Below are 21,304 nucleotides of genomic sequence, written 5' to 3'. Positions count from 1 at the left end.
TCCTCACACGCTGGGCCAGGTCCAGTCGCGGACCTCGGGCAGGTCTTCCCCGGTGCTGCGGACGTAGGCGCGGTGCTCGGCGCGTTTGTCGACCATCTGCTGACGCAGGACGGCGGCGCGGCGGGCGAGACCGGGGGTGCGGTCGATGACGTCGATGACGAGGTGGAAGCGGTCCATGTCGTTGAGCACCAGCATGTCGAACGGCGTGGTGGTGGTGCCTTCTTCCTTGAAGCCGCGTACGTGCAGGTTCGGGTGCCCGGCCCGGCGGTAGGTGAGCCGGTGGATCAGCCACGGGTAGCCGTGGTAGGCGAAGACGACCGGCCGGTCGGTGGTGAAGATGGCGTCGAACTCGGCGTCGGGCAGCCCGTGCGGGTGCTCGGCGACGGGCTGCAGCCGCATCAGATCGACGACGTTGACGACCCGGACCTTCAAATCGGGCAGGTGCCGGCGCAGCAGGTCGGTCGCGGCGAGGACCTCCAGGGTGGGCACGTCACCGGCGGCGGCGAGGACCACGTCGGGGTCGCCGGCGTCGTTTCCGGCCCAGTCCCAGATACCCAGGCCGCGGGCGCAGTGCAGCGCGGCGTCGTCCATGGAAAGCCACGTCGGCGCGGGCTGCTTGCCGGCGACGATGACGTTGACGTAGTTGCGGCTGCGCAGGCAGTGGTCGGCGACGGACAGCAGGGTGTTGGCGTCCGGCGGCAGGTACACCCGGACGACCTCGGCCTTCTTGTTCATGACGTGGTCGATAAAGCCGGGGTCCTGGTGCGACGCGCCGTTGTGGTCTTGGCGCCACACGTGCGAGGTCAGCAGGTAGTTCAGCGACGGTACCGGTCTGCGCCAGTCCAGGTGCCGGGTGGTCCGCAGCCATTTGGCGTGCTGGTTGACCATCGAATCGACGATGTGCACGAACGCCTCATAGCAGGAGAACAGCCCGTGCCGGCCGGTCAGCAGATACCCCTCCAGCCAGCCCTGGCAGGTGTGCTCGGACAAGATCTCCATCACCCGGCCGTGCGGGCCCAGGTGCTGGTCCACGGGCGCGACCGCGGCCTGCCATGCCTTGTCGGTGACGTCCAGGACGGCGCCGAGACGGTTCGATTCGGTCTCATCCGGTCCGACGACACGGAAGTTGCGGTGCGCGTCGTTGGCGGTCATCACGTCGCGGAGCCAGCCGCCCAGCACCCGGGTCGCTTCGGCCGTCTCGCCGGCCTTGACCCCGTAGCCGCGGAACTCGGGCAGTTCCAGCTCATGCGGAGACCGGCCGCCGTTGGTGTGCGGGTTCGCGGACATCCGCAGGTCGCCCCGGGGCAGCCACTCCACCACGGACGCGGCCGGAGCGCCGCTTGCGTCGAAGAGCTCCTCCGGCCGGTACGACCGCATCCACCGCTCCAGCAGAGCGAGGTGCCCGGCGTCGTCGCGGGCCGCGGACAGCGGCACCTGATGAGCCCGCCACGTGCCCTCCACCGGGAGGCCGTCGACCTCCTTCGGGCCGGTCCAGCCCTTCGGCGTCCGCAGCACGATCATCGGCCACCGCGGCCGGACGGTGTTGGCGTCGAACCGCGCGGCGTACTGAATCGCGGCGATCTCGTCGAACACCACGTCCATGGTCGCGGCGAGCAGCTGGTGGACCGCGGCCGGATCGTCGCCCTGCACGAGGTACGGCTTGTGTCCGTAGCCGGTCAGCAGCGAGGTCAGTTCGTCGTCACCGATGCGGGCCAGCACCGTCGGGTTGGCGATCTTGTACCCATTGAGGTGCAGGATCGGCAGGACCGCGCCGTCACCGACCGGGTCGAGGAACTTGTTCGAATGCCACGACGCGGCGAGGGGCCCGGTCTCGGCCTCGCCGTCACCGATCACGCAGGCGACGACCAGGCCCGGATTGTCCAGCGCGGCACCGTAGGCGTGCGACAGGGAGTAGCCGAGCTCGCCGCCCTCATGGATCGAGCCGGGGGTCTCCGGTGCGACGTGGCTGGGGATGCCGCCGGGGAACGAGAACTGGGTGAACAACCGCCCCATCCCAACCTCATCCGCGGAGATCCGCGGATAGGTCTCGGAGTAGGTGCCCTCCAGCCAGGCGTTCGCGACCAGCCCGGGACCGCCGTGACCGGGACCGGTGACGTAGATCAGGTCCTGACCGCGGGCGGCGACGATCCGCGACAGGTGGGCGTAGAGCAGGTTGAGGCCCGGAGTGGTGCCCCAGTGCCCAAGCAGACGCGGCTTGACCTGCTCCGGGACGAGCGGCTCACGCAGCAGCGGGTTGCCCATGAGATAGATCTGCCCGACGGACAGGTAGTTCGCGGCCCGCCAGTAGGCATCGATCCGCGTCGCCTCCGCCACACCCAAGGGTTGAGCGTCAACCACGTGCACGGCTGATCCTTTCTCGATGTCGGAAGTGTGGTGCGGGCATGCGGAATCGACGTTGCGTGGTCGGCCGCTCGTGATTCGATCAGGGACCACCGGATCTACCGGCGGGTCCGCTCGTCGGCCGGTTCGTCGGCCGGTGAGGGCGGCAGCGCAGTCCGGGGTCCGGCGGCGGCCCGGCGCCGGCTGAGCAGCCGCAGCTGCACAATGCGCGCCGTGCCCGGCAGCGCCACGAGCAGGACGCCGAAGACGGCCGCGAGCAGCAGCGCCACCCCCATCGGCAGTTGTCCGTGCGCGCCGAAGAACGACACCTCAGCGGGCTGACCGTTCTGCAACAGGAAGATCAACAACAGGAGCAGGACCAGCGCGAAGAGCACGGCGGCCACCCACACCCCACCGACCCGCGAACGCGGGGTCCTCGTCCGGCGCGGCGGCGCCGCGGTCAGGTCGGCGCGGCTTTCGTGTCCATTGATCGGCTGAGGAATGTCCTGTGGGTGCTGCGGTGCGGTCATCACGACCGCCGCCTTCCAGATCAGTACTGCGGTGCTGCCGTGCGGTGGGCATCGCGTGTCGGCGAGCGGTGGATGCTCATGCCGAACGACCTGTACCGGACCTCGACAGTGGGTGCGTCCGTCAGTGATACACGGATCGGCCACCGGGGTCTCGAGCGACAATACGACCCTACGCCCCTGCACCCGAACCGGCCCGGTATCGAGCCGCGACGCTTTCCGCGGCAATCAGGCGTAGGGTGAAGGCGTCGCTCCGGTCCCTGGTGGCCGTTGAGCCGTTGCCGGTTCCGTCGCAGATTTCGGCATCCCGGCATCCTGGTTTTGCTCGATGCGCCTCCCGTCGTACCGGGCGATGCCAAAAGTTCCGCCCGCCAGCGCTCGCGCTGCGGGACGCGATCCACAAGTAATGCGAAGGAACGTGAGCGCGATGGTCAACATCGCCGACGAGCACAGCACCGCATCCCGCAACGCCATCGGCACCACCGCCAACCCACTCGTCCCGGGTCGGGACGTCACCGGATACCGGCCCGCAGCCCACCGCGGTGCCAGCCCGACCGCCGACGCCGGCGACCGCCGCGCGTCCGCTATGGCATCGACGGCCCATGCAAGCACACGCTCAGCGACCGCCGCCCGGTACGTGTTGGCCGGGATCCGGCTGGCACTCGGCTGGATCTTCCTCTGGGCGTTCCTGGACAAGCTCTTCGGTCTCGGGTTCGCCACCCCGTCGGCACGGGCCTGGATCAACGGTGGCAGCCCGACCAACGGATTCCTGGGCTCGGCCAAAGGCCCGTTCAGCGGCTTCTACCAAGCCATCGCCGGGACCGCCGGCGCTGACGTGCTGTTCATGGGCGCGCTCCTCGCCATCGGCGTCGCGCTGCTGCTCGGCATCGGGATGCGGCTCGCCGCCGTCGGCGGCGCACTGCTGACCATCATGATGTGGACCGCCGTACTGCCCCCGGCCAGCAACCCGTTCATGGACGACCACCTCGTCTACGCCGCCGTCCTGATCCTCCTGGCGCTGCTCGGCGCGGGAAACACCCTCGGGCTGGGCCGCATCTGGGCCGCCCTGCCGCTGGTGCGCCGCGCCCCCTGGCTGCGGTAGCCCGCACCGTTCCACGGACCTGCGCATTCGTACACAGGCCGTCCCCGTCAGGTCCGGCCGCTTCGACGGCAGGACCTGACGGGGCGGACACACCAAACCTCAAGAAGGTCGCCATGAACGATCGACGCGAACCGCACGACCGGCGCATCGTCGTCGGCGTCGACGGCTCGATTCACTCCAAGACGGCGCTGCGCTGGGCGATCACCCAGGCCCGGCTGGTCGGCGCGACGGTCGAGGCCGTCAGCGCCTGGCAGCACCCTGCCATGGTCGGCTACGCCTTCGGCGGCATACCCATCAACTACGAGGGCGACAGCATCGCCGCCATCACCGACAAGGTCCTCACCGAAACGGTCGCCGACGTCACCGGCCAGCAGGACCAACCCGTCGAGGTCCGCACCCGCGTCCTGCAGGGACACCCCGCCCAGGTCCTGCTGGAAGCGGCCACCGGCGCCGACCTGCTGGTCGTCGGTAGCCGTGGCCACGGCACCTTCGCCGGGATGCTGCTCGGCTCAGTGAGCCAGCACTGCGTGCAGCACGCTCCGTGCCCAGTCCTCGTCGTACCGCAACACGCCGAACGGCCTGCGTAACGACCGGGCGGTCGACGACGCGGCCGACGTCGCCAACTACCTGCGGAAACGGTTCCACGAGGACGAGATCTCCGCGGTTGGTAACTCTTCGACGAGCAGGACCGGCTGGTCGACTTCACCTCCGACGACCGGTACCAGGCATCCTCCGACGGAGCAACGCTCCAGCGGCGACGCTGGTCCACCCCATTGCGCAACTACCGGTCCTTCCACGGCAGCAGGATCAGCGCCAGCGGGACGCGCCTGCTGGCACGCACCCGACAAGAGCATGTTCACGTACCTGGAGTTCGAGGTCGACGACATCACCTACCACCGTCTCGGCACGACACCACCCGCCGTCGCCTCGACCTCGGCGCCGGGCGAACGATGGTCCGGGACGTTCGCCTCTGTCCGGCACGGTCCTCACGAGTGACGGTGGAGACCTGGAAGGACCACCAAACGGCGCCACCTCCCACCGACAGATCTTCACCCACGGCGCCCCCGTCGTTGTCGTGCCGCAGAACCCCCGCCCCGTCCAACCATTGAGCCGCAGCCGCAGGCGTCGGTCCAGCAGCCAGCGAGGAGCACCGCATGGTCGTATCCCCTCATGTCGCGGACGCCACAGCACGGGTCGACGTCGATCAGCCCGCCTCGGAGGGTGGGTCCGACAACGGTGAAACGGCCGACGAACGCCGGCCGCTCGTCGACCTGTTCGGCGACCTGCGCACGTCACGTGCCGGCCTGTCGGTGCGGGAGGCGGCGCGGCGGCTGGTCGTCTACGGCCCGAACACGTTGTCCCGCCGTACCGGCCGGCGCTGGCCGCGGGAGCTGCTCGGCCAGTTCACCCAACCCCTGGCGATCCTGCTCGCGCTGGCGGCGGTCCTGGCCTGGTTCGGCGGGTCCCCGGCCCTCGCCGTCGCGGTCGTCGCCGTCATCCTGCTCAACGCCGGGTTCGCGTTCGTCCAGGAAATGCAGGCCGAACGCGCGGTCGAAGCCCTCGCCGCGTTCCTCCCGGCGACCACCCGCGTGCTCCGCGACGGCATCCGGACCGAGATCGCCGCCCGGGATCTCGTGCCCGGCGACGTCCTGATCGTCGCCGAAGGTGACCGGGTCTGCGCCGACGCGCGGATCATCGACGGCTCGCTCGTGCTGGACCTGTCCGCGTTGACCGGCGAGTCCCTGCCGGCCACCAGATCGGCCGGCCCGGCTGATGCGGGCATCTCGCTGCTGGAGGCCACCGACCTGGTGTTCAGCGGCACCACCTGCACCGGCGGTGAGGCGAGCACCGTGGTCACCCGCACCGGCATGCACACCGAACTCGGTCGCATCGCCGCCCTGTCCCAGCGAGGGGCCGCCGAACGCAGCCCGCTGGAACGTCAGGTGCGCCGCGCGACCTGGATCATCGCGGTCGTCGCGGTCGTCGTCGGGGTGCTGTTCCTGCCCGTCGGGGTGTGGGCCGGGCTGGGCTGGGCCGCGGCGATCAGCTTCTCCATCGGCCTGATCGTGGCCAACGTGCCCGAGGGTCTGCTGCCGACCATCACCCTGGCGCTCGCCGCGGGCGTGCGGGACCTCGCCCGCCGCGGCGCGGTGGTCAAGCGGCTCTCCGCGGTCGAGACGCTCGGCTCGACGACGGTGATCTGCACCGACAAGACCGGCACCCTCACCGAGAACCGGATGCGGGTGACCCACCTGTGGCTGCCCGGCGCCGAGTACGACACCACCAGCGCCGCCGCGGTCGACGACACCGCGGCCGGAGCGCTTGCCGCCGCGGCGGCGGCGTGCACCACCGCGCAGCCACCGACCGGGGCGCAACCCGCCGGATCCGGTGACCCGACCGAACTGGCGTTGCTGCGCCTCGCCGAGGAGCTCAACGTCGCCGTCGCGCCGTCCGGTCGTGACACGGCCCGCCGCGCCGTCTTCCACTTCGACGCCCACCTCAAACGCATGTCGACCGTGGACGAGGACGCCGGGACGCTGGTCATCCGCACGAAGGGTGCCCTGGAGACCGTCCTGCCCTGCTGCGGCCAGATCCTGGACCGGCAGGGGCGCCCCCAGGCGCTGGACGAGAGCATCCGTCTGGAACTCCAGCACGCCCTGGACCGGTACGCCGCCCGTGGTCTGCGGGTCCTCGCCGTCGCCGCCCGCACCCTGGATCACGACCAGCCCGCCCCTGCCGATCGGCAGCAGGCCGAGTCCGGGCTCACCCTGCTCGGGCTGGTCGCGATGGTCGACCCACCGCGGGCGGGTGTCGCCGCCGCTGTCGTCGCCGCGCACCGGGCCGGCATCCGCATCCACGTCATCACCGGCGACTACGGGCCCACCGCCGCGGAGATCGCCCGGCAGGTCGGCCTCGGCCACGAGGGCCGCCGGATTGTCGCCGGCGACGAACTCGACCGGCTCAGCGACACCGACCTCGACACGATCCTCGCCGGCAACGATGAGATCGTCTTCGCGCGGGTGTCCCCGGAGGCGAAACTGCGCATCTGCGAGGCGCTGCGCGCCCAGGGCGAGACCGTGGCGATGACCGGCGACGGCGTCAACGACGCCCCCGCACTGCGGCACGCCGACATCGGCGTGGCCATGGGCCGCTCCGGCACCGACGTGGCCCGCGAGGCCGCGACCATGGTCCTCACCGACGACAACTTCGCCACCATCGTCGTCGCCGTCGACGCTGGGCGGCGGGTCTTCGACAACGTCCGCAAGTTCGTGCTGTACATCTTCGCCCACGCCGTCCCCGAGGTCGTCCCGTTCCTGATCTTCGCCCTGTCCGGCGGTGCGATCCCGTTGCCGCTGACCGTGCTGCAGATTCTCGCCATCGACCTGGGCACCGAGACCCTGCCCGCCTTGGCGCTGGGCCGTGAACCCGCCGAGCCCGGCCTGATGGACCGCCCGCCCCGCCCCCGTGCCGCCGGCGTCATCGACCGTGCCCTGCTGCTGCGCGCCTGGCTCCTGCTCGGCGGGGTGTCCGCGGTACTGGTCATGGGCGGCTATCTGTTCACGCTGTGGCGGGCCGGCTGGCACCCCGGCGACCCGACCGGCGCCGGCACGCCACTGCACCACGCCTACCTGCAGGCCACCACGATCACGTTCGCGGGAATCGTCGCCTGCCAGATCGGCACCGCGTTCGCCGCCCGTACCGACCGCGCCTCACTGTTCACGATCGGGCTGTTCTCCAACCGGTTCCTGCTGTGGGGCATCGCGTTCGAGCTGGTCTTCACCGCCGCGGTCATCTACGCCCCGCCGCTGCAGGGCGTCTTCGGCACCGCCGCGCTCAGCCCCGCACAGCTGGCGATCATCGCCCCGTTCCCCGTCATCGTGTGGGGCGTGGACGAGTTGGTCCGCTGGGTCCGCCGACGCGCACCGCACCCCCAGGACGAGGTGCGACCATGACGCCCGCCCCCACCGCGCGTGCCCGGCTCCTTCCGAAGTGGACCGTACACCGGACCGGCGACGTGCCGATCCGGCTGGCCCGACTGTGGGGCCGGCTGGCATCGGCGGCCGCTGGTCTCGCCGCGGTGGGCAGCACCGCCGGGTTCCTTGCCCGGCACCGGATCTACGGCGCGGAAACCACCGTCCTGGCCGACGCGGCAGCGGCGCAGGACGCGGTGAACCTGGTCCTGGTCGCGCCGCTGCTCGTCACGCTGGGCATCGCCGCCGTCCGCGGGTCGCTGCCCGCCTACCTCACGTGGCTGGGCTGCCTGGCCTTCACCGTCTACAACTACGCCATCTACGCGTTCTCGGTACAGTTCGGCCCGCTGTTCCTACTGTGGACGGCCGTTCTCGGAATGTCGACATTCGCACTCATCGGCGGTCTGGCGACGTTGGACGTCGCGGCGGTCGAGGGACGCTACGCAGGGCGGGCGATGCCGGTGACGGCGTGGCTGCTCATCGCCGTCGCGACCCTCTTCGCAGCGATCTGGCTCAGCGAGATCATCCGCGATCTGGCGGCGGGCGGTCCGTCGCGCAGCGCGAGCGACTGGCACGTGCCGACGAACCCGGTGCACGTACTCGACCTGGCATTCTTCCTACCCGCCGTCGCCGTCAGCGGGGCACTGCTGCTGCGCCGCCATCCGTTCGGCTACGCCACCGCCGCCGGACAACTCGTGTTCCTGACGCTGACCTGCCTGCCGATCCTGGTCACGCCACTGGTCGCCGCCCTGCGCGGCCACGACCCGGCCTGGGCCGTCGTGATCCCGGTGGGCCTCGTATTCGCCGTGACGACCACCGTCCTGACGCGGACCCTGCGAGGCCTGAGCTCGACCGCTCAATAGACCCTGCGCGCAGGGCTGCGGTCCGCGCCGGAGTGATCGAATGGTTCACTTGGCATGTCCCTGTCGGATTCGCCGCTGTCGGTTCAGGGGGTACCGCCAACTGACGCACCCTTCGCTGTGTCGGGAGTTCAGTGCCTGACGAGACGCGGTTTCGAAGGCGCTCGGTTGCTCGGTCGCTTCGGCGGGGTCACGGTTCTGCAGCGGTTGGCTCGGCCAGCATGGTCATCGTGGTCGACGCTCGTTACTGGGGACACGCCGCGGGTATGCAGGCCGGGACGTGGCGCTGCGGTAGCCGGAAGGTAACGGCAGCTCGGCGGAGGGCCGCCCAACTGGTGGCAGTTCGGGCTCGGTGACCCCGCTGCTCGTGACCGGCGTCGCGGCTGCGGTTCACCGGTCCGCGGGTGAGGGTAGAATGCGGCCGGGATGTCGTGGTCGGCGTCCCGCTGCCCCAGCCCTCGGCAGCACCTCTCGCCGGGGAAGGTGCCGCCATGAGTGGACACGCAGCTCAGCGTGGTGTTCGTGCCCGGTCCGGCCCGTCGCGCCGTGGCGAGGGATGAGCCGGCATGGACGACGAGGCTGTCCGAGACCCGCACCCCCCGCTGCGGACCCGGCGCGCGGCGATGGCGTTGTCGGCCGGTTGCAGCGTGTCTGCCGTGATGCGGCGCTGGCGTTGTCCGCCTCCGGTGTCGGGTGAGTGTGATGGCCGAGAACGGCGTGCATGGCATGGCGACCGCTTCGGATCCGGCCACTGAGCGGATCGAGGATCTGCAGTTCACCTTCGGTGAAGGGCCGTGCGTGGACGCGTTCGCGACCAGCCGACCGGTCCTGATGGCCGATCTGGTCGACGGTGCGACACGTCGCTGGCCGGTATACGCGCCGGCCGTCCACGATGCCGGGGTGCGGGCCGTGTTCGCGTTCCCGTTGCAGATCGGTGCGGCCCGCCTCGGTGTCCTCGACGTGTTCCGCACCCATCCCGGACCGCTGTCCCGGCAGGAACTGGGTGAGGCGTTCACCTTCGCCGACCGTGCCGTGACCGCCCTGCTGGACGGGCAGGAGCAGGCCACCACGGCGCAGGACGGCCCGGACGGCCTGGACGAGGCGATCGAGCCGCGAGCTGAGCTGTTCCAGGCGCAAGGGATGGTCATGGTCCAGTTGGGCGTCTCCATCACCGAGGCGTTGGTGCGCATCCGGGCCTACGCCTACGCCGAAGTCCGCCGGCTCAACGAGGTGGCCGCCGACATCGTCGCGCGGCGGCTGCGCTTCGACCAGGACCGGCCATGAGCAGCATCGAGACCACCGCAGGGCAGGCCAGGAGGCATGCATGAGTACCGTATCCGCGGAACGCCTCGCGAAAGTCTTCGTCGAGGTCGCCGACACCCTCGTCGACGAGTTCGACCTCATCGAGTTCCTGCAGATGCTCACCGATCGGGTCGCCGGCCTCGTCGAGGACTCCACTGCGGGGCTCCTGCTCGCCGACCACAACGGCTACCTGCAGTTCATGGCGGCCTCTGACGAGAACACCAAACTGCTGGAACTGTTCCAGCCACAGAACCAGGAAGGCCCGTGCCTGGACGCCTACCGCACCGCAGCACCGGTGATCAACACCGATCTGCGTGGAGCCGGGCCCCGCTGGCCGCGGTTCGCGCCGCACGCCGCCGTCGGCTACCGGTCTGTGCACGCGTTCCCGCTGCGGCTGCGCAGCGAGGTGATCGGCGCGATGGGCGTGTTCGGCACCGACGTCGGCGACTTCGACGACACCGACGCGCAGATCGTGCAGGCGCTGACCGACGTCGCCGCGATCGGCCTGCTCCAACGGCGTGCCGTCAGCCGCGGGGAGATCCTCACCGAACAGCTGCAGGGCGCCTTGAACAGCCGGATCATCATCGAACAGGCCAAAGGCGCGATCGCCCAGGCGCACAACGTCGACGTCGACGTCGCCTTCGCGTTGATCCGTGCCTACGCCCGCCGCAGCAACCGCCGCCTCAGCGACGTCGCCAACCTCGTCGTCAACGACCTGCGCAGCCTCCCCGAACTCGCCGCACCCGACCCGCGATGAGCCCGATCTCTCCGCACGGTTCGTCGAGGGTCTTGTCCGCGGTGAGATGATCCAGCCGCCTGCGGTGCCGACCCACCCCACCCGGACGCGGGACAGCGACCGCATCCAGCAGCGCCACCAGCAGGTTGGTGTCCGCCGCCTGCTCAGCGGTCAGCCGTGACCGGACTCCGGCCGCGGCCTCGGCGAGCGGATGCACCTTCGTGGTCAACCCGCCCGGGGACCCGGCCGCTCGACTGCGCGGCACGTGCACGCGGTCGGTCACTGCGACCAGCGGGCGACGACCGGGGCTGCAGCGACGCAGTCGGTGACCGTGAGGAACCGCGTCCGACCGGGGAGGGACAACGGCGACGGTGACACGGTACGGGTTGGTTTGAGATTCAGCAGCGTCGCAGGTGTTCGACCCGGTGGCCGCAACGACGGTTGGTGGTGACTCATGGCCGACCACCCGCCGCTATGAGCCGGACCGTCGTCACGAGCGCCGTGGTGTCCGGGGTCGGCTGCCGCAGTGTGGCGTCGCGTCGAGACCGGGGCGCTGGCCGCTCAGGAACCGTCCTGGTGCGTCTGGCAGATCGTGGCCAATGCACCTGCGCTGGGCCGGTCCCGCGGGTCGCGGGCCAACGTCCAGCGGATGACGTCGTCCAGGTCGGATGGCAGGCCGAACAGGTCCGGTTGGGCCGACTGGACTCCGGGGTGCCCGCCGCCGGAATCCACACCCTGACCAACGCCAACAGCTCGATGCTGATGGACGTCGCCGGCGGCTCCACGGCCAACGGCGCCAAGATATCGCGCGCAACTCGTCCCTGAAGGTGTCGATGCTGTCGCGGAACCCGGAAAAACCGAACTCACGGATCTTCAGGGTGCCGACGTACGCGTCGAGGTCGCGGCGCATGTCGCCGTCGAGCACCTGCCAGGAGACGATCCGCCATGCGCGGACCGGGTCGGCCCGCACGGTGATCCGTTCGCGTGGCGGCCCAGGTAGGCAGCGACCGCCGCCCGCACCACGAGTTGATCAGACGACACGACGCCCGCATCGGATACGGGAAAGGCAGCCATATCCGACCGTGCGTCACGAGCGGTGGCCAACGCTACTACACACAGAGCGGCAGAAGCGGACGCCCCGCTGGGAACTCGTCGGCTGCACTGTCGCATGAGCCGGGGGACCATCGAGGTGGGATGCTTCCTGCAGCGATCCATCTGGAGGGGAGAATGGCCGACGAACGGCTGGACCACTCCGAGGTGTTGGTCCTGGATCCCTTGGAGGACTCGCCGCTGCCGCTCTGGGAGCTTCGCTGGCACGACGCGACAACGCTGCAGGAACTCGCAGACATCCTCGCGCCGGGTCTGATCTCGCTGGCAGCGCGAGGCCTGGTCGAAGTGCGCCGTTTCCATAACTGGCCGGCACAGTGGGACCAAGGTGCCCCGCTGACCGGAGACGACCTCGCGCGAGAAAGCACACGCGCTGAGGTTTGGTCCGACGACGCGGCTCACGCCGTACTCGCGGCTCACATCACCGAGGCCGGCCGCAGACTTCTGTAGCCTTCCACGCGCCTGCGGCAACCCCTTTCAACGATTGGGGCCTTCTGGGCCCGTCAGTTGACCATCGCGACTTTCACAGGACGATCATGGATTATCTCGCGGCCCTTCCGGCCACCGGCAAGGCGAAAGTATCGTGACAGCTGGCGCTACACCGATGCCCGCCTGGCTGCGCTGGTCAGTCGTGGCGGCAGTCGCGATAGCGGTCGTGGCCGCCGCAGGGCTGGTCGTCGTAAACCGATCGCTGGGCGGACCCCGCAAGCCGATCGAGACGCTGTTTGTGCCGCCGACCTCCGTGAGCCTGCTCGCGAGCGAGCAGTGGGAGAACGGCCCGTCGCTGACGGACGGCGACCTGGTCGTCAGGCGCTGGACGAATGTCAGGACGCGGGCGTACTTCGAGCAGTCAGTCACCACGCACGCGTCGGGATTTGGCGCGCTGTACGGCTACTCCGCGGAGGACCCCCGAATCAACGACCGCGAGGACCTCAGCAGCGGCGGCGTGCACGACGCGCCGCTCGACGTGGCGCTGGCGGCCGACCAAGCACGGATCTACTGCCGCCAGGCAGAGCAGCCGGGCCGGCGGGAGCCGTGTTCCCGCTGGGTCTACTGGTCGCGGTATGGCCGCTACACCATCGAGGTCGCCTACCGCGAGCCTGAACTTGACGCTCGGCGGTTCTCACGGATGGTCCAGCAGGTCGACGCGAACATCGCCGCGGCTCTGGGCGGCTGACCGCTCACCCAGACGGGGGCCGAGCGGACGGCTCGGACGCCACACCCAAGGAAGTCTGGCCGTTGGCAGACTGCGCAAGTAACAGCGGGATTTGTCGATCAAGGACGAGACGCCGGATAACGACGGAGCCACCGAACGAACCGCGCCACCCGGGTACGTCGGCTCCTGCACGCACAGCCCAAAGCCAAGATCGGACGCACTCTTCTCGGCTACTTGAGGATGCCGGTTCGGCGCTGATGCAGTCGGGCGTGCTCACGGTCGGTGACCGTCCCTGGCTGTCGGTTATCCCGAGTGGCGGAGGCGTCCCGATCTGCCGAGCATGGGTGTTCGACGCACCCGCATCCTGCGGGAGTGGTCTACCGCGACGCCGGTGACGACGAGACGACGAGGAAGCGGTGCCGGGTTCCGCAGTGACCCACTGTCCGCCTCGGCCGGGCTGGGGCCGGTCGGCGGGTGCGGCAAGGTCGCCGGCCGGCCGGCGCGTCGGCCCTCTCTCCCCTTTGCCCACACCGGCAGGTAGGCCTTCGAGCTCACAAAGATCGACATTCCTACCGGTTCGAAACGACCATCGAGGTCTCTCCGGCGTGTGCGCCGGGCAAGGCCCAGCCAAAGGCCGGATCACTGCCAGTCAAAGGCCGGATCACTGGTCGGGCGGGGTGGCCAGCGGGTGGCCGACCGTGTCCCGCGCGGCGAGGCTGGCCATGTCTCGCCGGTACTCTTCGGCCGACATGTGACCAGCAAGCAGTCGCGTAGTGAGGACGGCCTCGGCGCGCTCACCGTGCCGGTCAGCCCGACCGATCGCCTCAGAGGCGGCCCATGGGTCCACCGCCCGTGGCGAAGCTGGCTGCGGTCCGGTCGCATCCAGGCTTCGGCGCCTGGCAAACCACGCGCTGGCGGATGACACGACCGCGACTACCACCAGCACGATCAAGAAGACAGCGAACGCCATTCCGATCACCTCGCTGGCATCCGGGCTCATGTCCAACCCTTGTCCGGCCAGCCTGCGGCGGCAAGGGCCTGAAGGTCCCTGGCACCTACAAGCAGATGAGGATGCTCGGTCGGCGCTGACGGACGGGCGTTCGGTGACGGCACCGCCGTGGGTGGCGAGGGTGCTGAAGCGTCCGTTCCCCACCATGCGTATAAATTGTCCATCCGCTGTAGACCGGTTCGCAATTTGGCAGATCAAGACCCACCGATCGCGGCAGACATCCCATGTCTCGGTCTCGAAGCGCTGGCGGCCCGGGCCGGGTACTGGCCGGCCCCGGCATTCCGGTGGCTCGAGTCCGGTTGGCCGGGTGGACAACGACCTGGTGGGCGTTCTCGCCGAGATCAAAGACTCACCGATGCTCCCGCAGCCGCTTCGTCAACGAGCGCCCCGCCTCTAGCGCGCCAGCACAACTCCGTAATCACGACGTTCCCGGCGGTTCGCAGGGTTGAGGCGACGTGCGGGTGTAGCCCCCAAGCGCGGTAAGCGGCATAGGAAGATGTTGGAGCTCTCGCGGTTAGCCGGTGAACGGCGGGGTCACTGTGGGGGTCGCGTAGTGAGCTGTGAGTAGCCGTACGGTGCGTGGGGGCGGTACGGGGCTTCCAGCCTGGCGATGTCCTCGTCGCTGAGGGCCAGATCCACGGCGGCGAGGGCGTCGTCGAGCTGGTGGGGCTTGGTCACGCCGACGATGGGCGCGCTCACCGGCGCCTTGCCCAGCAGCCAGGCCAGCGCGATTTGGGCGGGCGGCCGGGTGCGTCCGGCGGCGACCGCTCGGAGCGCGTCGACGATGTCGGCGTCGTTTTCGTCGACGCGCTGCGATCCGTCGGCCTGCTCGGCGATCGCGCGAGGTGTGTTGCGCCGGCCGCCGGCGAGCAGCCCCCGGGCCAGCGGGCTGTACGGCAGGACGCCGACGCCTTGATCGGCGCAGAATGGGAGCATCTCCCGCTCCTCCTCACGGTAGGCGAGGTTGTAGCGGGTCTGCATCGACACGAACCGGGTCCAGCCGCCCGCCTGTGCGGTGTATTGGGCCTTCGCGAGCTGCCACGCGTACATCAGAGATGCGCCGAGGTAGCGCACTTTGCCGGCCCGGACGACGTCGTGCAGCGCCGCCATGGTCTCCTCGATCGGTGTCTCGGTGTCCCACCGGTGGATCTGGTACAGGTCGATGTAGTCGGTGCCCAGCCGCCGCAGCGAGGCGTCGACGGAGTCCATGATGTGTTTGCGCGACAGGCCGCGGTCGTTGGGACCCGGCCCCATCGGGTAGAAGAGCTTGGTCGCGAGCACGTAGTCACCGCGCCGGGCGAAGAGCTTGCCGAGCAACCGCCCGGTGACCTCCTCGCTCACGCCACCGGAATACATGTCGGCGGTGTCGAAGAAGGTCACGCCAGCGCCAACGGCGTGCCGGACGATCGGCTCGGCCGCGTCCGCGGACAGAAACCACGCCTCCGCGGCGGGATCGCCGTAGCTCATCATGCCCAGGCCGATCCGCGACACCTTCAGACCGGACGAGCCGAGCCGGACGTACTGCATTCTGATTCCCCTCGATCGATGTCAAATTTAAGGGACGGCTGCTGGTGGATCGCGACCGCGACGGTCACCAGCGCCAGGCCGAGCAGGTCATGGACCGTCGGCAGTTGGGCAAGGACGAGCAGGCCGATGACCATGGCGGAGGCCGGCAAGATACTCAGCATCAACGCGAATGTCGCGCGGCGCAGTCGGGCCATGGCGAGTTGGTCGGTCACGTACGGGATGACGGAGGAGCAGACGCCTACCGCGACGCCGGCCAGCAGCCAGTCGGGATGTTCGAAGGCCGGCGCTGCGCCGACGAGGCACAGCGGTGTGGTCACGACCGCGGCGATAAGCATGGCAGCGCCGAGCTGGTCGACTCCGGCCCACTGGGGGCCGTCACGCGGTCCGGTGTTGGCGACCCGGTGGCCGAGCGTCACGTAGAGCATGAACAGCGCGCAGTTCGCAAAGGCGAACCCGAACCCGAGTGGCGCGCCGGCCAGCCGGATGTTGGTGAGCGTGAACACGCCGGCTACGGCGAGCCCGAGCGAGAGTGCGTTACGTAGGCTTCTGACCCCGGCGGCGGCCAGGATGATGGCCCCGAGGAACTCGATCGAGCCGACCGTGGCCAACGGTAGCCGGGCGATTGCCAGGTAGAACGTCGTGTTCATCACCGCCAGTACCACGCCCAGCGCCAACAGGACCCGGTGTTGCGCGGCCGTCAACCGTCGCAACAGTCGCCACGGGCGGCGCCACACCGCGAACACCAGGGCCGCGCTGGCGATCCTGAGCCAGGTAACCCCGAACACATCCAGCCGGGCGAACAGCAGTACGGCGAACGCTGGGCCGAGGTAGTGGAAGACGGCGCTCACCGCGACGAACGCCGGAGCCGCCAGCCTGGCCACATAGCCGGACGGGCTTGCCGATGAGGTTCGCTCGCCGCCCGCCGCCGTCAGGTCCTTCACCCGAGTATCTTCCAAAGTGCAGAGCAGACCGTGAAGGGCAAACTGAAGGCAGGAGGTGTAACTTGCCTAGAGAATTAAGGCCAGAAGGTTCCAATTCCTTAGATGGCCGGGCGAGGCTCCTGGATGTCGTCAACCTGCGTGTGTTGTCCGAATTGCAGGCCAACCCGCGCCTATCGATGTCGGAGTTGGCCCGTCGCGTCGGCATGTCCGCTCCAGCGGTTACCGAACGGGTACAGCGGCTAGAAACCGCAGGCGTGATCGTCGGGTACCGGATGGACATCGATCCAGCCGCGCTCGGCATGCCGATAACCGCCCTGGTACGCATCCGGCCAGGCCCCGGCCAGCTACCCACGATCGCTCGGGCCGCACACGAAACGGCGCAGGTGGTCGAGTGCTATCGAATCACCGGAGAGGACTGCTTCCTCCTCAAGATTTACGCACCGTCGATCGGCGAACTCGAAGAAATCCTCGACCGGTTCCTTCTCCTCGGGCAAACCACCACCTCCATCGTGGTCTCCACGCCCGTACCCGCTCGACCACTGCCGCTGCCTACCGCAGCGCCTGAATAACGCAGGTCTACGCACTACTTTCGGCATGTCCGCGAGCCTGGCGACCAGCTCCCCGTGACGTTCCGTAGCGAGCTGATCGCGGCAGATGTGCGTGTCAGTATCGGTACCGGCGGCCGTTGAGCCGGCAGTAGGGTCACGCCTCTTCGGCCTCTCGCAGATGCTCGGCGAGTTCGGGAACGGTCGTGAGCACGAAGGGATCGACGCTCGCGCGGATCAGGTCCGCCTCCTCGTCTCCCCGCTGACCCTCCAGAATGACGACGACGAACGTGGCCGGGAGCGAGCTGTGGATGCCGCCCAGACGCGCGGTCGCGGTCATCGACTTGCAGACCCGGGCCATGGCGGCGTCATGAGCCGTCCAGAGCGAATCCAGCGCCAGGTCACGTTCGGCATCATTGGTGGCGGGGGCCAGGTACTCCTCGGTGAGGCGCTGGTACCACGGCCGCATCGCATCGCTCGCGGCATCCAGCACGTCCCACCGCCACTCCGGCGGCGTGAACCGCGTCGAGTATCCGTCGTTGCGGCGCACGGCCGTCTCGGTGTTGGCGGCCAGCGCGGGCGGGAGGATCACGGTGCCGTCGGCGTAGAAGAGGTGGAACGCCGCGGCGTACAACCGCTCGCCCGGACAGGCCGCGGCCAGACCAGCGAGGGCATGGCATCCGCTGTCGTGCCACGCCGCCTCGAAGGCCTGCCAAACCACCACCGCACGGTACCTCGCCGGAGCCACCGGCGTGCGGCACCGGCTTCGATCGCCAGCACCGACAGCCACGGCACATGGATTCTCACTGCACGGCAGCGAGCGGACAGCGGCATGAGCGTGCGTCTCTTACTTGGGGCCGTGCCAGAAATCGCCGTCCCGGTCAAAGAGCCGATGCGTCAAGGTCTGCGCCCGTTCCAGCCACGTCTCAACGGACGCCCCAGGGTCATTCTCGGGTCTGGCAAGCCAGTCGGTTGCCGCCTGCCGAAGGGCGGCGTGTGCGTCCGGGATCGGCGTCTTGCCTGTCTCGAAGAGGTCCGCGAGTTCCGCCCAGGCCCCGTAGAGCGCGCCACCGTGCGGCAGCCAGTCCAACGCATCCAGGAGACGTCCCGGGATGTCGCTGGCGGCCTCGTACGCATCCCACGGCTGCACGGAATCGAGGATCGCCTGAGCGAGCGGGTCGATCTCCGTAGAGAGCAACTGGGACTCGCGCTCTTTGTCTTGGTCGGAGGCCACGGTTCATCTTCCCAGCGGGCCACGCGGCTCATCCGATCATCGGCACGAGTGCGTACCAGCGGCGCCGAGACGCCGAGACGCCGAGACGCCGAGACAGAGCGGGACGATCTTCGGTCGGTTGGCGCGCGAGACACGCGGCAGAAGCGGACAGTCGCGATGACCGGCTTTTGCGAGAATCTCTGCATGGCATCGAAGATCGGCGACATCATCATGGACTGTGCAGATCCGGAGGTGTCCGCAGCCTTCTGGTGCGCGGCACTTGACTACCGGGTCACCGAACGGGACCACACCGGCGTGGCCATCGCCGGTGACCCCACCGCCCCAGCGATCTTGCTGATCGGCAACGCTGACCCCAAACGGGGCAAGACGCCAGTACATTTCGACCTGTGGCCCACCGACCGCGATCAGGCGGCGGAGGTTGAGCGGCTCGTAACGCTCGGCGCGACCCGCGTCGACATCGGACAGCGCGACGTGCACTGGGTCGTGCTGGCCGACCCGGCCGGCCATGAGTTCTGCGTCATGCCGCAGGTGCTCCCCCCTGAGCCGCAGCCGTGCCGCGCCTCTCAGCCACCGCTCGGATCCGCCGACTGAGAGCAGACACGCACCCACATCGGCAAGACAGGAAGTCTCCGCGCGCCGCCAGCGTCTGCCACTCCCTGTGTCGACTACGGTCCTGCTGGCGCGCAGCACTCGCGGCAGATGCGGACGTGAGATGGGTGACCGCTGTCGAAGACTGCCGCACCCACGAAATCGGGCGTGCGTCGGGTCAGGTGCGGTTGCGGCGGGCGGCGAGCCGGTCGGCGATGGCGTTGTAGAGGCGGCCCACCCACGACGGGTCGCCGCCGCCCACCAGCGAATGGGTGCCGAGGAACTGCAGATTCGGGTCGGGGCCGCCGTAGTACTCGGCGTTGGTCTGGCCCGGGATGCGTTTGGGCTGTGCGCCCATCGGTCGTCACTTTTCCCGTGCGCTCCGGCGACCGGTTCGGCCGTACCTACATTGAAGCCCGGCAAGAGTCGGATCGTCCGCGCCCCGGCGCATCCTGAGGAAGTCTTGTCAGATGAGTAGTCGCAACGGCACAAGATCACGTGCGCGCTCATCGGCCATGAGCGGACGACGATGGTGCTGGGGCCGAGCTTCCGTCCGTTGAGGGTTCCCCTCACGGAGGTCCAAGCTTCCAACGACGCAGGGATCTCCGACGCCGGACGTGCGCGCGACTTGCGGCTACGAGCGTGTACCGGATCATGGCGCATCGGATGGTCGCCTTCCTGCGCAGCGACAACGACGATCTGCTCGTGTGTGCCATGTCCGCGCTCCGCGCAGCCCACGCGGCCAGCCGCGATACTCGCCGCGCCGCAGGACTCGACGTCGTTTCGCGCCACTGCGCCGCGCGGCTTGCGGGTCGGCTGGCCCGGCCGATCCGGTCCGCCGACGACTGGTCGATCGAGTTGCCGGAGGGCCGCCACTGCGAACTGTGCCAGACCCTGGACTCGTTCCTCGCCGACAAGGCGCGGCGCTCCTTCGAGTGGCCGCTGGCAGAACAACGGCGACGGCATGTCCACGCCCGGATCGACCAGCACGAGTTGCCGGTACGCCATCGAACCCGACGTAGCGGACGACCCTACACGTCGTGATACCGATGATCCTTCGCGTCGGCGGACGAGAGCTGCGGTTGTTCTCGACCATCACCACGTTCGGCACCCCCATGGACATCACGATCGACGAAATCGCGATCGAGTCCTACTACCCGGCATACGCGGAGAGTGCCGCCTACTTCACGGAGTAGCGTGCTGTCATGCCGCGATCCGCTCGTCGCCGAACGTGACGGACGCAGATCTCGAACATCAGTTGGACTGGATCGGTTGGCGCATCAGGATTCATCCGATGGTGATGATCGCTGGGAGTTGGCCGGCAGCGGGATGGGCGGGATGGGCGCGCCTGTGGTGTTTCGAACGACCACCGCTGTCGCTGCCGAGGCACGATACGCTGTGATGCTTCCACCGGAGTTCGATTTCTGACCGTCGCTAATCCGGGTCATCTCGCAACCGCGCGTGCATGTGCATGTCGTGCCAGCCGTCCGTGTGTTGCAGGAAATTGCGCAGCGTGCCCTCGAGGCGGAATCCACCATGCTCAGCGACTCGGCACGAGGCCGCGTTACCCACTGAATGCAGTAAGAACAATCGCTGAAGGCCGACCTCATCGAACGCCCACCGCGCCAGCGCTCGAGTTGCTCGTGAGGCGGCGTTCATGCCCCGCGCGGACGGACGTACCCACCAGGACAGTTCCGCTCGGGCGTGCTCAAGCCGGATCATACGCAGCGCAATATGCCCGGCCGCCCGGCCGTCATGGGCACTCGAGACCGCCCAGGCCGCGTCGGTGCCCCGGTGCCAGCGCTCGTTCCACGCCCGGACCCAGCCGCGCGCCTCCTCATCATCATCGATCCGGTGCATGTTCCAGCGCTGGATGTCCGGATCGGTGAAGGCCTCCATCACTTCGGCCGCGTCATCCTCTTGCCACGGCCGCAGCATCCAGGTGTCATCGACCACGATGCGCGGCTGTTCGGGGAAAGACAGCACATCATCGGGCAGCGCAGGTCCGACAAGAGGGGGCATCCCCGGATTGTTGCAGGGTGCGCGCAGGGGCCCTACGCATTGCTGCCGTCCGAGCAGCGCGCCGCTCAGCACGCTTGATCACGTTTCCGCTCATGCCGCCGTTGGTGCGCGGCAGCCGGCGAACGGTCGTCACAGCGGGTGACAAGCGCATCGAGGTCCAGAGCTTCCGGTCCTGGCACCCCTCTGTGTCAAGATGCGGCCAGGAGCGGTGTTCTAGAGTGGGTTCTGGCGGGTCCGGGAAGTGGCTTTTCCGAAGTGCCGGCTGTCGGGATTGAGCCGGCCGCGCTGGATTGTTGAGTCGCTCCCATTTGCCCTCCCGGGCCCGTCCTGACACGTT

Annotated in this window: 22 protein-coding genes and 1 pseudogene; 14 read left to right on the top strand and 9 right to left on the bottom strand. The window is 69.0% G+C overall.

The annotated features are described in order from the left end of the window. Positions 1-3: 3 nt before the first annotated feature. Positions 4-2,364 (bottom strand): phosphoketolase family protein, encoded by a 2,361-nt coding sequence (locus AB0B76_RS55770; protein ID WP_360393605.1) that lies wholly within the window; start codon positions 2,362-2,364, stop codon positions 4-6. A 95-nt stretch (positions 2,365-2,459) separates the two neighbouring features. Further along, the gene (locus AB0B76_RS55765; protein ID WP_360393602.1) at positions 2,460-2,735 is read right to left on the bottom strand and encodes a LapA family protein; all 276 of its coding nucleotides are present in this window, start codon (positions 2,733-2,735) and stop codon (positions 2,460-2,462) included. 718 nt (positions 2,736-3,453) lie between these two features. Between AB0B76_RS55765 and AB0B76_RS55760 the strand changes: the two genes are divergently transcribed. The 10 genes and pseudogenes from AB0B76_RS55760 (at position 3,454) to AB0B76_RS55715 (ending at position 13,122) form a co-directional block, all read left to right on the top strand. Next, positions 3,454-3,969, top strand: coding sequence for a hypothetical protein (locus AB0B76_RS55760; RefSeq protein WP_360393619.1), 516 nt, complete (start codon positions 3,454-3,456; stop codon positions 3,967-3,969). Positions 3,970-4,082: 113 nt separating this feature from the next. Next, the gene (locus AB0B76_RS55755) at positions 4,083-4,556 is read left to right on the top strand and encodes a universal stress protein (protein ID WP_360393600.1); all 474 of its coding nucleotides are present in this window, start codon (positions 4,083-4,085) and stop codon (positions 4,554-4,556) included. A gap of 99 nt (positions 4,557-4,655) precedes the next feature. Beyond that, positions 4,656-4,778, top strand: a pseudogene (locus tag AB0B76_RS55750) (DUF6544 family protein); the annotation flags it as partial. 43 nt (positions 4,779-4,821) lie between these two features. Further along, on the top strand, positions 4,822-4,965 hold the full coding sequence (locus AB0B76_RS55745) for a hypothetical protein (RefSeq protein WP_360393597.1): 144 nt from the start codon (positions 4,822-4,824) through the stop codon (positions 4,963-4,965). A gap of 158 nt (positions 4,966-5,123) precedes the next feature. After that, the gene (locus tag AB0B76_RS55740; RefSeq protein WP_360393594.1) at positions 5,124-7,922 is read left to right on the top strand and encodes a cation-transporting P-type ATPase; all 2,799 of its coding nucleotides are present in this window, start codon (positions 5,124-5,126) and stop codon (positions 7,920-7,922) included. Further along, on the top strand, positions 7,919-8,803 hold the full coding sequence (locus tag AB0B76_RS55735) for a hypothetical protein (protein ID WP_360393592.1): 885 nt from the start codon (positions 7,919-7,921) through the stop codon (positions 8,801-8,803). Before AB0B76_RS55740 ends, AB0B76_RS55735 begins: the two co-directional genes overlap by 4 nt. 699 nt (positions 8,804-9,502) lie before the next feature. Then, on the top strand, positions 9,503-10,084 hold the full coding sequence (locus AB0B76_RS55730; RefSeq protein ID WP_360393590.1) for a GAF and ANTAR domain-containing protein: 582 nt from the start codon (positions 9,503-9,505) through the stop codon (positions 10,082-10,084). Between the two features lie 40 nt (positions 10,085-10,124). Further along, the gene (locus tag AB0B76_RS55725; protein ID WP_360393587.1) at positions 10,125-10,859 is read left to right on the top strand and encodes a GAF and ANTAR domain-containing protein; all 735 of its coding nucleotides are present in this window, start codon (positions 10,125-10,127) and stop codon (positions 10,857-10,859) included. A 1,206-nt stretch (positions 10,860-12,065) separates the two neighbouring features. After that, positions 12,066-12,395: a hypothetical protein gene (locus AB0B76_RS55720; RefSeq protein WP_360393585.1), complete on the top strand. Its 330-nt coding sequence runs from the start codon at positions 12,066-12,068 to the stop codon at positions 12,393-12,395. Between the two features lie 154 nt (positions 12,396-12,549). Further along, on the top strand, positions 12,550-13,122 hold the full coding sequence (locus AB0B76_RS55715) for a hypothetical protein (RefSeq protein WP_360393582.1): 573 nt from the start codon (positions 12,550-12,552) through the stop codon (positions 13,120-13,122). A 640-nt stretch (positions 13,123-13,762) separates the two neighbouring features. On the opposite strand, the gene AB0B76_RS55710 is transcribed toward AB0B76_RS55715, so the two are convergent. From AB0B76_RS55710 to AB0B76_RS55700, 3 genes are all read right to left on the bottom strand, one after another. Beyond that, complete coding sequence (locus AB0B76_RS55710) at positions 13,763-14,101, bottom strand: hypothetical protein (RefSeq protein ID WP_360393579.1); 339 nt, start codon at positions 14,099-14,101, stop codon at positions 13,763-13,765. Positions 14,102-14,644: 543 nt separating this feature from the next. After that, entirely contained in the window at positions 14,645-15,637 is a 993-nt protein-coding gene (locus tag AB0B76_RS55705) for an aldo/keto reductase (RefSeq protein WP_360393576.1), read from the bottom strand. Further along, positions 15,604-16,578, bottom strand: a complete 975-nt coding sequence (locus AB0B76_RS55700) for an EamA family transporter (protein ID WP_360393573.1) — start codon at positions 16,576-16,578, stop codon at positions 15,604-15,606. The genes AB0B76_RS55705 and AB0B76_RS55700 overlap by 34 nt, the downstream gene beginning before the upstream one ends. A 62-nt stretch (positions 16,579-16,640) precedes the next feature. Here AB0B76_RS55700 and AB0B76_RS55695 point away from each other — a divergent pair, with 62 nt between their 5' ends. Next, complete coding sequence (locus tag AB0B76_RS55695; RefSeq protein WP_360393570.1) at positions 16,641-17,147, top strand: Lrp/AsnC family transcriptional regulator; 507 nt, start codon at positions 16,641-16,643, stop codon at positions 17,145-17,147. Between the two features lie 133 nt (positions 17,148-17,280). Here the strand turns inward: AB0B76_RS55695 and AB0B76_RS55690 are convergent, their stop codons facing one another. Together AB0B76_RS55690 and AB0B76_RS55685 are read right to left on the bottom strand one after the other, a co-directional pair. Beyond that, positions 17,281-17,844, bottom strand: coding sequence for a DUF4303 domain-containing protein (locus AB0B76_RS55690; RefSeq protein WP_360393567.1), 564 nt, complete (start codon positions 17,842-17,844; stop codon positions 17,281-17,283). Between the two features lie 126 nt (positions 17,845-17,970). Then, on the bottom strand, positions 17,971-18,357 hold the full coding sequence (locus AB0B76_RS55685; protein ID WP_360393564.1) for a hypothetical protein: 387 nt from the start codon (positions 18,355-18,357) through the stop codon (positions 17,971-17,973). Positions 18,358-18,540: 183 nt separating this feature from the next. Between AB0B76_RS55685 and AB0B76_RS55680 the strand changes: the two genes are divergently transcribed. Further along, positions 18,541-18,948: a VOC family protein gene (locus AB0B76_RS55680; protein ID WP_360393561.1), complete on the top strand. Its 408-nt coding sequence runs from the start codon at positions 18,541-18,543 to the stop codon at positions 18,946-18,948. 175 nt (positions 18,949-19,123) lie between these two features. Here AB0B76_RS55680 and AB0B76_RS55675 read toward each other — a convergent pair whose 3' ends face one another. Beyond that, on the bottom strand, positions 19,124-19,303 hold the full coding sequence (locus tag AB0B76_RS55675) for a hypothetical protein (protein WP_360393558.1): 180 nt from the start codon (positions 19,301-19,303) through the stop codon (positions 19,124-19,126). Positions 19,304-19,611: 308 nt separating this feature from the next. On the opposite strand from AB0B76_RS55675, the gene AB0B76_RS55670 reads away from it, so the two are divergent. Together AB0B76_RS55670 and AB0B76_RS55665 are read left to right on the top strand one after the other, a co-directional pair. After that, a complete protein-coding gene (locus AB0B76_RS55670; protein WP_360393555.1) occupies positions 19,612-19,989 on the top strand; it encodes a hypothetical protein in 378 nt (125 codons plus the stop codon). 5 nt (positions 19,990-19,994) lie between these two features. Continuing rightward, positions 19,995-20,141, top strand: a complete 147-nt coding sequence (locus AB0B76_RS55665; protein WP_360393552.1) for a hypothetical protein — start codon at positions 19,995-19,997, stop codon at positions 20,139-20,141. Between the two features lie 238 nt (positions 20,142-20,379). On the opposite strand, the gene AB0B76_RS55660 is transcribed toward AB0B76_RS55665, so the two are convergent. Then, the gene (locus AB0B76_RS55660) at positions 20,380-20,967 is read right to left on the bottom strand and encodes a GNAT family N-acetyltransferase (RefSeq protein WP_360393549.1); all 588 of its coding nucleotides are present in this window, start codon (positions 20,965-20,967) and stop codon (positions 20,380-20,382) included. Between the last annotated feature and the right edge of the window lie 337 nt (positions 20,968-21,304).

The sequence above is a fragment of the Dactylosporangium sp. NPDC049140 genome, from assembly GCF_040648435.1.
Note: the sequence above shows the minus strand (reverse complement) of the source record. Positions and strands in the feature narration are given on the sequence as shown.